General features: G+C 36.0%; 8 protein-coding genes and 1 pseudogene. 7 read left to right on the top strand and 2 right to left on the bottom strand.

From position 1 onward, the window contains the following. Window positions 1-646: 646 nt before the first annotated feature. Window positions 647-1,387: a rhamnogalacturonan acetylesterase gene (locus ACFSSE_RS06555; protein ID WP_379042755.1), complete on the bottom strand. Its 741-nt coding sequence runs from the start codon at window positions 1,385-1,387 to the stop codon at window positions 647-649. A 300-nt stretch (window positions 1,388-1,687) separates the two neighbouring features. On the opposite strand from ACFSSE_RS06555, the gene ACFSSE_RS06550 reads away from it, so the two are divergent. After that, on the top strand, window positions 1,688-2,053 hold the full coding sequence (locus ACFSSE_RS06550) for a hypothetical protein (protein WP_379100821.1): 366 nt from the start codon (window positions 1,688-1,690) through the stop codon (window positions 2,051-2,053). Window positions 2,054-2,271: 218 nt separating this feature from the next. Here the strand turns inward: ACFSSE_RS06550 and ACFSSE_RS06545 are convergent, their stop codons facing one another. After that, window positions 2,272-3,036, bottom strand: a complete 765-nt coding sequence (locus ACFSSE_RS06545) for a DeoR/GlpR family DNA-binding transcription regulator (RefSeq protein ID WP_379042749.1) — start codon at window positions 3,034-3,036, stop codon at window positions 2,272-2,274. Window positions 3,037-3,648: 612 nt separating this feature from the next. Here ACFSSE_RS06545 and ACFSSE_RS06540 point away from each other — a divergent pair. The 6 genes and pseudogenes from ACFSSE_RS06540 (at window position 3,649) to ACFSSE_RS06515 (ending at window position 12,177) form a co-directional block, all read left to right on the top strand. Then, window positions 3,649-5,070 (top strand): glycoside hydrolase family 140 protein, encoded by a 1,422-nt coding sequence (locus ACFSSE_RS06540; protein WP_379042746.1) that lies wholly within the window; start codon window positions 3,649-3,651, stop codon window positions 5,068-5,070. A gap of 294 nt (window positions 5,071-5,364) precedes the next feature. Continuing rightward, a complete protein-coding gene (locus ACFSSE_RS06535; RefSeq protein WP_379042743.1) occupies window positions 5,365-6,831 on the top strand; it encodes a DUF1593 domain-containing protein in 1,467 nt (488 codons plus the stop codon). Between the two features lie 86 nt (window positions 6,832-6,917). Then, window positions 6,918-8,255, top strand: coding sequence for a DUF1593 domain-containing protein (locus ACFSSE_RS06530; protein WP_379042740.1), 1,338 nt, complete (start codon window positions 6,918-6,920; stop codon window positions 8,253-8,255). A gap of 103 nt (window positions 8,256-8,358) precedes the next feature. Further along, complete coding sequence (locus ACFSSE_RS06525; RefSeq protein ID WP_379100818.1) at window positions 8,359-9,759, top strand: glycoside hydrolase family 140 protein; 1,401 nt, start codon at window positions 8,359-8,361, stop codon at window positions 9,757-9,759. A 305-nt stretch (window positions 9,760-10,064) separates the two neighbouring features. Beyond that, window positions 10,065-10,218: pseudogene (locus ACFSSE_RS06520) on the top strand (transposase); the annotation flags it as partial. 549 nt (window positions 10,219-10,767) lie between these two features. Continuing rightward, window positions 10,768-12,177 carry an L-fucose/L-arabinose isomerase family protein gene (locus tag ACFSSE_RS06515; protein ID WP_379042734.1) on the top strand — a complete coding sequence of 470 codons (1,410 nt, stop codon included), beginning with the start codon at window positions 10,768-10,770 and terminating at the stop codon, window positions 12,175-12,177. Window positions 12,178-12,180: the final 3 nt, after the last annotated feature.

Here is a 12,180-nt window from a genome sequence, read left to right as displayed (position 1 = left end):
TGCTACGCATTAGAAAAAATAACCTTTTTAACAGATCTTAAAATCCTATTGCGTAATTTGGGTTTAATGATGCAGCTAAAAATCTACTTCAAAGAGATTTTTCAGCAGATTGCCTATCGCAAAAATGGGTTGGCGACATTACTTACATCCATACCGTCTAAGGCTGGCTTTATTTAACTGTTATCGATCTAGCGGACAGAAAGGTTATTGGAAGGTCTTTAAGCGCCGATATGACTGCTAAATACACTTCTGTAGAAGCCATCAGAAAGGCTATTAGAAATTTGGGTGTAAAAGAAGGGCTTATCTTCCATTCAGATAGAGGAATCCAATATGCCTGCTAGGAATTCAGGGAAGTAATTGTAGAAAACAAGATAGTTCAAAGAATGAGTAGGAAGGCCAATTGTTGGGGCAATGCAGTTGATGAGAGTTTTTTCAAAACACTAAAGGCTGAAATGGTTTATCATAGAAAATTTATGAATCAGCAGTCTGTTAATTGGAGGTCTTTGGATATATTGAGGGATTTTACAATACCAAAAGAACACATTCTGCTCTGGGCTATAAGACACCAAGCAGATCGAAGAGATGATGTTAAAAAAAGAGAAAAAGGCAGCATAAAAAAAGTTTCCTATTTTTAGTAGCAATTCCACTATGGTTTAACTAAATATCTTGATAGAGGAATATTCAGCTCTTTTATACCTTCTATAGCTAAACCCGATACTGTAAAAGCACCCATTTGGGTTAAATGTGTGCTATCTTGCAATCTGATTGGCCGTAATGGATAAATACCTGAATCAAAAAACAAATACAATTGTTTCGATTTTTCCGGACCCATTTTTTCGACCAAATTCTTTGTTTTAGCCTCCATATCAATAAAATAAACACCAGTCTCTTTCGCCACTTGTTTTGCTGCTGTAAGGTAATCTCCATGTGTATCTATTAAAGTGCCATCCTCGTTAAAATGTCTGCGGACCATTGAAGTACAAAGTATGGGAATTCCGCCTTTTTCTTTGGTTTCATACATAAATTTTTTGAGGTTTGTTTTGTAGGTGTCAAATGGGCTAGTATACCTAGCGGGGTCACTTTTCTCATCGTTATGCCCAAACTGTATTATAACATAATCTCCTTTTTGAACTTTAGCTATAACTTCAGCCCATTTTCCTTCACTAATAAAGCTTTTTGAGCTGCGTCCGTTTACGGCAAAATTTTCAACTGTAACCGAATCGTTAAAAAAATAATGCAATACTTGTCCCCATCCGCATTCAGGTATCGCTTTTTCTGTCTTGTTGGCCATTGTAGAATCACCAATCATAAAAATATGAATTGGACGAAAATTATCTGCAGCAAAAGCTAAACAGATTACCGACATAACAAGGATAAACTTTTTCATTTTCAAAAATAATAAAATTGTTGTATTTATATAAGTATGCGAATTAAGAGTTGAAAATCAATAAGTTATCAATATTATAATATGTAGATTGTCAATAATTTATTGGTCAAATATTTTGTAATTCCTTATAAATCAATTTTTTAAGGCATGTCTAAAAAACAATATCTTGCCATATGATTCCTAAGGTAAAAGAACTTAAACTAATTTCCATCTATCTGTAATATGTACGACTCTCATTTAAAATATAGTTGTGAACGTTTTAGTAACAATGACAAGCCTGGTTTTACTAATCAGGAAGTTATGACGATCTATTTGTATGCCATGAGAATTGAAAAGCGTTTAAAGATAAAGCAAATGCATGAGTTTGCAAACGAACACCTCCGTTCATGTTTTCCTTTATTGCCTTTCTATGAAGCTTTTGATATGCGTATAAACAAGCTTTCCGAGGCATTTAAAAGTTTAACCAATTATCTTTTGTCTCCATACTGTCCAGAAGATTGCGATCTAAACGTAAGCCTTATGAATTCACTCCGAATTATTACTTGTTTAGGAAAACAATCGCCTTTAGTTGGGGGAATTCAAGGTGCTAGCGCAACAATGGTTAATATTTTAGTTATTAATCAAAGTTATCATTTTTCTATAAAATCAGTGATTTATGTAAAATAAAAGAGCATTAGAATCAAAAATAAATCTGAAGGGATTTACTTCCCTTTTTTAACCTTCGATCATCACCATTATGCATTTTTATTGTTTCTAAGAATTTTTCTCAAGGAGTTGAATTTCCAATTACTTTACGTGATCGATTATTCAATGCTTTCTCCAATTGCATCATATCATCATTTAATATGTTGTTAAAGTAAGCTACGTATGTGTGTTCAGTTGAATTAATCGGCGATGATTAATTCAATTTCGTTCTTTTTGAAAACCTCTTTATGACTCTCTTCGATCCCCTTGTCTGTAATTACATAGTCTATTAAAGATAAAGCTCCTAAACTTGCAAAAGAACTCTTTCCGAACTTTGTAGAATCAGCAACTAAATAGGTGATTTCTGCTGCATCAATCATGGCTTTTTTCAGGACCAAATCACTAATGCTCGGGTAGGTCAGTCCCGCTTTCAAGGAGACTCCTGCAGTAGCAAGGAATAATTTTTGAATGTTAATGCCTTTGAAAAAGTCTGCAGCTTTCTGGCCAGTTAAAGAAAGCGTGGGGGGTTTAAATTCTCCCCCAGTCATGATTACTTCAATGTCAGACTCGGCGCCCAAAATCAAAGCTATATTTAAAGCGTTTGTGATAACTGTAAGTCTTCTATTGCCTTTTAATTTTTTAGCAATTTCAGTAGTTGTAGATCCTGAATCTAGAATAATGGTATCACCGTTTTGGATGTATTCTAAGCATTTCGAAGCAATTAATTCTTTTTTGTCTAAATGTTCATGATTCGCAAGCGAAACCGAGCTGACCTGGTCTTTGATGTTTTTTATATAAGCACCTCCATGTTCTCTAACTAGCAGTCCATCTTTCTCTAATTTTTCCAGATCTTGGCGGATGGTTACTTCTGTGATTTTAAATATCTTCGCAAGATTGATAACTTTTGCGGAGCCGTCTTCTTTTAAAAGTTCTAAAATTTTTTTTCTGCGCTGGTTGGCTAACATATTCGGTATTTAAAAAATCAAATATATGTATTAAAAATCGGCTATAAAAGAATCAATGTTAAGTTTCTAGGGCCAAATTCATCATCCAGGATTTACTTTGCCTGATCTTCATCATTTCTTTGTAGGCTACCAGGGAGCAAAGGTTGTGATGTTTCTAAAACTTTCATCTGATATTGATGACAGCTGTCTTATTATAGGTTCTTTCTGTAAGTGGGAATTTTGATCATGCTATACCTTTAAATTTGTTTAGGTGGTAGATGAAGTTGATGTGTGTTGATGTGGTGGTCGGTAAGTGGTTTGATACCCGGCGTAGAGTGTTTTTTATATTAATTTGTGATTAGGTTAATCTTTTGGCTTATTGCTATTATTTTCGGTTTTTTTGGGATTTTATAGTAACCTACCTAGTGTTTTTTTATTTGATCTGTTTTTATTTATTTATTTTTAATGCTATTATAAATAGATTGGCTAGTTTTATTTTTTTTTATTTTCGTTTTTCTTTGTTTAGATAATATTTATATCTTAGCACTAACCAATTTAAATTCATTTAATAGAAAAATATAGAAGAAGCCCTATCGCTTTTTATTTTTTATCAGACATATATAGATTATAATAATGAAAAAATCATTTCTAATTATTTTGTTCCTTGCAGTTTCAAATTTCTTAGCTGCACAAATTAAGCCTTGGAAAAATGGTAATCTTAGAGTATCATCCAACGGGCATTATATACAAACAGGAGATGGCCATCCTTTTTTCTGGCAAGGCGATACCGCTTGGTTGCTTTTTCAAAGACTAAATAGAGATGAAGTAAAACAATATTTCGAAAACAGAAAAGCAAAGGGTTTTAACGTAGTGCAATGCATTTTTTATCAGTCTTATAATGATAGTAATGCGTACGGAGATTCAGCATACGTGGATAAAGACCTTACTAAGCCTAAACACACTCCAGGAAATGATCCTAATGATAAGGATCAGTATGATTTTTGGGATCATGCGGATTACATAGCAGATGTAGCAGAACAGAATGGGATTTACCTTGCTATAGCTCCTACATGGGGGCAACTAGTGCTCCGAGACAAACAGATGACCAAGGAAAAGGCTAAGCTATTTGCAACTCATTTAGCTAATCATTTTAAAGATAAGCCGAATATTATTTGGGTTAACGGTGGTAGTGCTAAACCCGAAGTAAACACGGATATATGGGAAACTATTGGCTCAACAATCAAAGAAAATGATCCAAACCACCTTATCACTTTCCACCCGTTCGGTAGAATGCAGTCCTCAACGATTTTTAACGATGCGAAATGGTTGGATGTGAATATGTTTACCTCAGGACACAGAAATTACTCACAGGATAATACTTCCAGAAAAGTAGGCGAAGACAGCTGGATGTATGTTTTAGAAGATTTTGCGAAATCTCCAGTTAAACCCACTATTGATGGCGAACCGTCTTATGAGTCTCTTCCGCAAGGTCTGCATGACCAAACCCAGCCTTATTGGAATGCCGCGGATGTGAGGCGTTATGCTTACTGGTCGGTTTTTGCAGGCGCTTGCGGGCATGTATATGGACAAAATTCGGTAAGACAAGTTTATAAAGAAGGAGTTAATAAACCAGAGAGTGGTGCCAAAATAACTTTTGTAAAAGCTTTGGATGATGAAGGGGCTTTTCAAATGCAATATGTGAAAAATTTGATGTTATCCAGACCTTATTTCGACAGAGTAAATGACCAGTCTTTGGTTTTAGATAATGGCGAAAAATACGATCGCGTTTTAGCGACACGTGGCAAAGATTATTTGATGGCTTATGTTTATAACGGTCGCGATTTTACCTTAAAAATGGGCGGTATATCCGGGTCAAAGGTTAAAGCATGGTGGTTTAATCCAAAAACAGGCAAGGCTCAGGTTGCGGGCACTTATCCAAATAAAGGGACTGTTTCTTTTAATCCCCCAAACGAAAAATTAGATGGAAACGACTGGGTTTTAGTTTTAGACGATGCATCCAAGAAATTTACTGCCCCAGGTTTAGTCAATAAATAGTACCAATCAATAAAATATCTTATTTAAGAGCTAACTAGTTGTTAGCATTAGTTTATTGTTATTAAGAGGTATAGAAGTCTATAAATTAATTGTCTTAAGCTAAAGAATGTAATCTTGGCAAAGCATAAGTTAAATAATAATAAGATAATGATGGTTATGAAAGTATCCTCATTGTGTTAACGTCATCATCAGGAGGGCGAATAGCGAAAAGGCGGTGTGACATAAAAAATCATATAAGAAGCGCTAATACTTAAAAGAATTTAATTGTCGATTTAAATAAATTTAAATTATAATATGAAGTTAAAGAGCACAAATATACTTGATAGGAGAGTGGTGAAAATGAATGGAAAATGCGTAATGTTGGCTATTTTGATGATTTTTTTTGGATCACATATCAAAGCGCAAACCACAGAGAAGCCCCGGGTTATTGTATTAACAGACATAGAAAATGAGCCAGATGATGCGATGTCTTTAGTAAGGTTCCTAACCTATACCAATCAGTTTGATGTGGAGGGATTAGTAGCTACTACCTCTGTACATCAAAAAACTAAACTAGCCACTTGGCGTATTCATGAGATTGTAAGTGCTTATGGAAAAGTACGGGAAAACCTGTTAAAACATGAACCTGGTTTTCCAACGGAAACTTACCTGAGCTCCATTATTAAAGAAGGTAAACCAGATTATGGCATGCATGCTGTGGGTGAAAGTATGGATTCACAAGGTTCAGATTTGATTATTAAATCTGTAGATAAACAAGATAAACGTCCGGTATGGGTTTTAGCCTGGGGCGGTCCAAATTGTTTAGCGCAAGCACTTTGGCGAGTAAAGAAAACCCGGTCTGCTGAACAATTAAAACAATTTGTGAGTAAACTAAGGGTTTACACTATTTCTGATCAGGATGATAGTGGACCTTGGATAAGGAATACTTTCCCCGATCTTTTTTACATAGCAAGTCCGGGATTTCATAACTTAGGTGGTTATCATCATTCTACATGGACAGGTATTAGCGGAGACCATTTTCATGGAAGGTTTGCGGGAGGAGATTTTGCAATAGTTGATAATCCGTGGCTTAACGTCAATATTCGTAGTAAAGGTCCATTAGGTGCTGAGTATCCTCATACAAAATTTTTAATGGAAGGAGACACCCCTAGCTTTCTTTACCTAATCAATAATGGATTGGGGAGTCCTGAACATCCTGATTGGGGGAGCTGGGGTGGCCGTTACGAGCTTTATCAACCTCGTACAGAAAAGTGGTTTTTAGAACCGGAATTACGAGCGTCTTGGAACAATGCGCAGGATGAAGTCTTAGGGTTCGATAGCCTTTGGCATACTGATAACAAAGCTACAATATGGAGATGGAGAGAGGCTTATCAGAACGATTTTTCTGCCCGAATGGATTGGACTATCAAGTCTTTTAAAGACGCTAACCACCCCCCTGTACCTAAACTTAATATGGAACAGGAGATTACTGCGAAACCAGGAGATAGAATAAATTTGAACGCTGATGGCAGTACAGACCCGGATGGAGATCAGCTTTCGTATAAATGGTTTTATTATGGAGAACCCGGTACCTTCACTATCTCTACAGCGAGGACTGGTGATCCGATAAAAATTTTCGATGCAGACAAGGCGCAAGCATGGTTCACTGTGCCAACTAAATTTGGAAGATCAGGTACTATTCATATTGTTTTAGCGGTAACAGATCATGGAATTCCTGCACTTACCCGTTACAAGCGAGTAATTATCTCGGTAACACAGTAAGCAGACTAAGCTTACAGATCTTTTACTTAATATAATTGGTGATCATGGAAGTATTATGTTGAAATATATTTAAATAGCGTCAAATCATGATGGATAAAATGTTGCGAATAATTACCTTATTATTTTGTGTTTACGTAACGCAGGGAATTGCTCAGACTCAAGATTCAAAACCGAGAGTGGTTGTAATGACTGATGGTGAGGTTGACGACCATAGTTCGATGATCCGGTTTCTACTCTATACCTGTGATATAGACTTGTTAGCGATTATTGAAACCAATTCAATTTTCCAGAGGAATGGGCATAGCAAAGAAGATTGGTTCGAAAAGCAATTGGAAGCTTATAAAAATGTTTATCCTAATTTGATGAAGCACAACCCTGATTATCCAACACCAGAGAAACTAAAAAGTATAAGTTTTGTAGGCGATGAAGATATAGAACATTTGAAAGGTTTGAGAGAGAAAAGATGGGAGTTAATTCCGGGAGCTAAAATCACATACGAACCGTCAAACTGGAAAGATACCCAGGGTTCTAACAAAATTATTGAGCTTTTGCTGGAAGACAATAAGGCGCCAGTTTATATTCAAGTTTGGGGCGGTGCTAATACCGCTGCGAGGGCTTTTTACAGGTTAAAAAAAGATCATCCTAATGATTATAAAAGGGCATTGTCAAAAGTGGTAATGTACAATATCTGGTACCAGGACGGTGCTGGTAATTATATAGAACAAAATTTTCCTGAAGTAACCATGATTTATTGTGGGGCCTTTGAAGGTACATGGAATTACCGTAGCCAAAAAGATACTTACGACTTTATAACAAACAACGTTAAAAATAATCATGGAACATTGGGCGGATTGTATCCTCAGGGGTATGTGAGCGAAGGTGATAGCCCGGCATTTTTCTATAACATAAATAATGGTTTAAGAAATCATGAGCATCCTACTTACGGTGGCTGGGGAGGTAGATTTGAAAATATCAGCGGGTTTCAAAAGGTTTATAAAGATGCTGTTGATGGGGGGGATAAGCGCAATTCATTAAAAAGATGGATTGATGTAGTGAACAATGATTTTCAGGCGAGAATGGATTGGTGTGTAGCAGAAAAATTTAACGATGCAAATCATCCCCCAATAGTAAGTTTAAAAAACTCTTTAAATTTATTGGTTACGCCGGGTCAGAAAATTAAATTAAATGCCGAACGAACGATGGATCCTGATGGTGACACGCTAAGTTTTAATTGGTGGCAATATGAAGAAGCCGGTTCTTACAACGGAAAAATCGTAATAAGTAATTCAGATAATCCCAAAGCATTTTTTACGGTACCTGCTGATGCTAAAAAAGGAGCAACCATCCATGTTATTTGCGAGGTAAATGATTCTGGTGTCCCGCACTTAACGGGCTATCAGCGGGTAGTGTTAACAATCAAATGATTCAACAGATGTATCCGAAAGCAATCATAAAAAACCAGAAAGAAGACCTGTTAATAAAAGACTTAAATTATAACCAAAAATACTAAAATACAAACGAATGACAATGATAAATAAAAGTGTACTTTATTTACTTCTAATCGGAGTTGTTTTTAATTCATGTACTCATAAAAAGAAGCTGGCCGATACAGGCATAAAAATCCATCCGGAGAGTAGGTATTTCGAAACGAACTCTGGAAAACCATTTTTCTGGTTAGGAGATACAGGCTGGTTATTGTTTAAAAAGCTTTCGAGAGAAGAAGTCGTGGCGTATTTGGACAATCGGGCTGAAAAGCAATTCAATGTGATTCAGGTGATGGGAATACATGAATTAAGTGTAGCTAACTTCTATGGAGATTCAGCCCTGATTAATAAAAATATAGAGGCGCCTAAAGTAACTGAAGGTGATAATTTTAAAAATAGTACCGAATACGACTACTGGGATCATGTCAGCTATATTATTGACGAAGCCGAAAAGCGAAATATTTATATAGCATTTGTCCCTATTTGGGGTGGTGCTGTTAAAAGTGGAAAGGTAAAGGCGTCCCAGGCTGTAAAATATGCAAATTTCTTGGTAGATAGATTTGGGAAAAAGCCTAATATTATCTGGATGAATGGCGGAGATATAAGAGGTTCTGAATATACAGAAGTTTGGAAAAGTATTGGGCAAACCATCAGATCAAGAGATAGTTTGCATTTAATGACTTATCATCCCCGCGGCAGAACTAGCTCGGCAGATTGGTTTCATAACGAAAAATGGCTGGATTTTAATTCATTTCAGTCAGGCCATAGGCGCTACGATCAGGATACTTCTAAAAATGAGCTTCGTCACTACGGTGAAGATAATTGGAAATATGTTTTAGAAACCTATGATACAAAGCCGGCCAAGCCAATACTGGATGCTGAGCCAAGCTATGAGGCGATACCAGAGGGCCTTCATGATTCTTTAGAAGTCCGTTGGACAGATGCAGCGGTCCGCCGTTACGCGTATTGGTCTGTTTTTTCCGGAGCTGCCGGTTTTACTTACGGTCACAGTGCTGTTATGCAGTTTCATAAACCAGATCAAGGAGCTGGATCTTACGGTGTGCGCAACTGGGAATTTTATACACGGGCTCTTAACGACCCAGGCGCAGGACAAATGCAGTTCCTGAAAAAATTGATGCTATCTAAACCTTATTTTGATAGGATCCCAGATCAATCAATCATCGCCAATCAAAAAGGAAAGTACAATTATCTGATGGCAACTAGAGGCAAAGATTATGCCTTTGTTTACACTTGGACTGGTAGAGAGTTAAATGTCAATATGGGCAAAATTAATGGAGTTAAAGTAAAAGCATCCTGGTTTAAACCCACAGATGGAACGCAAACAGCAATTGCCGAAGTTGATAATAATGGAATAAAATCTTTTAACCCACCGGGCGAAGAGAAGGATGGAAATGATTGGGTTTTAATTTTAGAAAGTATTTAATGTCAATCCTGCTCAAGCTTGACTTGAGTAATGTTGGAGGTGTAGTTGTAATATACGGGATGATTTTATTATCTGTGTTGTAATAAATAGTAAGTCAAATTGATAAAAAGCAAATCAAAAACTAACAATTAGAAAAAAACTAACTATTTATTTTGTTGCTTTATTAGCAATAATTTTAGCTTCTAAAAGTGGCAACTCACAAGCACTACAGAAAGACTCTTTAATAATAATTTGGAAAATGGAGAGATTAGGTGGTTCGGCACCACTTTATGGTATTCCTACCGCAGAACGGTCTATAGAGCAGGAACAATAAAATCATGTTGCGCAAAAGATCCGCAATAGAGACTTTAAACGATGAATTAAAGAATTTTCGCCAAGTAGAACCCTCAAGACGCCATTCATTTGTCGGCTTTATTGTTAATCTTATTAACAGGATTAGTAGCATACAGTTTCTTTTGAAAAAAAACATCCATTAAGTAGAAGTCATAAAATTAATCGGTTATACGCCTCTGGGTAATCCAATTCGGGTATTTAGATTAATTTTAAACCCGGATTTAAGCAATAGGGATTAAGTGAGACAAGGCAATAAAAAAAAGCTATGAGACATGGAGCTTGTCTAATTGAAGGAATAATTATACTATTCTGATGTTAGAAAAACAGTATAGAAATGGATTTGCAGTAGAATTTTGTTGTAGTAAATTTCTATTGGGTAAATCTGGGTTAAACAGGATCTATTATTTTATCTATATGTAAATAAACGAAAAAAATAGAAAAAAATTGTGTTTTTTGATAGGAAGCGAGATATTAATTTTCGGTATATAGTTTGAATGAGAGATGTTTATGGAGAAAGTGTTTTTAGTTAGAAACTGATGTGTTCTCTTTTTTAACAAATATTAAATATTTGTTTCGTTTTTCTTCTTTAATTTTCTAATTTTGTAGAATCAAATTGAGCCATTTTCAAAGTCTATGCTAAACGGTTAAAATTAAAGATTAAGAATACATTTAAATATGAGTAATAAAATAAGTTTAGGGGTAATAATTGGAAACCGTGATTTCTTTCCCGACCGTTTAGTTTCTGAAGCGAGGGCTGATATATTAGCACTTTTTGCACAATTAGCTATTACACCAATTTTATTGAGCGAAGAGGATTCTAAACTAGGCGGAGTGGAAACTTTTAAAGATGCGCAGAAGTGTGCGGCTTTATTTAGTCTACACAGGAATGAAATCAGTGGTATCTTAGTAGTACTGCCTAATTTTGGAGATGAAATTGGTGTTGCCGAAACCATTAAACTTTCTGGTTTAGATGTGCCAGTTTTAATACAAGCTTATCCAGACGATTTAAATAAATTAGATGTTGCTCGCCGTCGTGATTCTTGGTGTGGTAAAATTTCTGTTTGTAATAATCTTTATCAGTTCGGTATTAAATATACTTTAACCAGTGCACATGTCGTTCATCCAAACCAACCAGAATTTATTGCTGAACTGAATGACTTTTTAGCAGTTTGCCGTGTGGTTAAAGGAATGCGTAAAGTAAGAATTGGAGCGGTGGGTGCTCGTCCGGGTGCTTTTAATACTGTGAGGTATAGTGAGAAAATTTTGCAACGTCACGGAATTTCAGTGACTACGGTAGATTTATCAGAGATTTTAGGAAGAGCTAATCGATTAACAAAAGATGACGCTGAAGTAATTGCTCATTTAGATAAAATCAATCAATATGCGCCAAAAGGAGCTACTCCTGATGAAGCCATGATCCAGATTGCAAAATTAGATGTGGTGCTGAATCAGTTTGTAGAAGAACATGCTTTAGATGCAACTGCGATTCAATGTTGGACATCTCTACAAAAAAATTATGGTTGCAACGTATGTACCAGCATGAGTATGATGAGCGAAAATATGTTGCCAAGTGCTTGTGAGGTAGATGTAACAGGAACCTTAACTATGTATGCCATGCAACTGGCTTCCGGTTCGCCTAGTGCTCTGGTTGATTGGAATAATAATTATGCAGAAGATCCAAATAAATGTGTGCTTTTCCATTGCGGAAATTGGGCAAAATCATTTTTACCAGATATAGAAATCAGCAATGCTCCAATTTTAGGGACTTCAGTAGGTATAGAAAATACTTACGGAGCATTAGATGGTAGAACGCCCGCCATGCCTTTAACTTACGGACGCATTAGTACTGATGACCCTAAGGGAGTTATTAAAGTGTATATGGGCGAGGGAATGTTAACTGATGATGCTTTAAATACTTTCGGAAATAGGGCAGTAGCCGAAATCCCAAACCTACAAGGATTGATGAATTATGTTTGTAAAAACGGTTTCGAACATCATGTGGTGATGAATGCCTCCAAAACTGTAGGTATTTTAAAAGAAGCTTTAGGGAATTACATGGGCTGGGAGTTTTATGAACATAATTAATCT

It is taken from the genome of Pedobacter alpinus (assembly GCF_042684645.1).
Classification (GTDB): Bacteria; Bacteroidota; Bacteroidia; order Sphingobacteriales; family Sphingobacteriaceae; genus Pseudopedobacter; species Pseudopedobacter alpinus.
The sequence above is the reverse complement of the archived record's forward strand: the minus strand, read 5'-3'. Positions and strand labels throughout refer to the sequence as shown.

Coding starts and splice junctions, on each gene's coding strand:
- ACFSSE_RS06555 (WP_379042755.1), bottom strand. CDS start 1,387: ATGAAAAAGTTTATCCTTGTTATGTCGGTAATCTGTTTAGCTTTTGCT.
- ACFSSE_RS06550 (WP_379100821.1), top strand. CDS start 1,688: ATGACGATCTATTTGTATGCCATGAGAATTGAAAAGCGTTTAAAGATA.
- ACFSSE_RS06545 (WP_379042749.1), bottom strand. CDS start 3,036: ATGTTAGCCAACCAGCGCAGAAAAAAAATTTTAGAACTTTTAAAAGAA.
- ACFSSE_RS06540 (WP_379042746.1), top strand. CDS start 3,649: ATGAAAAAATCATTTCTAATTATTTTGTTCCTTGCAGTTTCAAATTTC.
- ACFSSE_RS06535 (WP_379042743.1), top strand. CDS start 5,365: ATGAAGTTAAAGAGCACAAATATACTTGATAGGAGAGTGGTGAAAATG.
- ACFSSE_RS06530 (WP_379042740.1), top strand. CDS start 6,918: ATGATGGATAAAATGTTGCGAATAATTACCTTATTATTTTGTGTTTAC.
- ACFSSE_RS06525 (WP_379100818.1), top strand. CDS start 8,359: ATGATAAATAAAAGTGTACTTTATTTACTTCTAATCGGAGTTGTTTTT.
- ACFSSE_RS06515 (WP_379042734.1), top strand. CDS start 10,768: ATGAGTAATAAAATAAGTTTAGGGGTAATAATTGGAAACCGTGATTTC.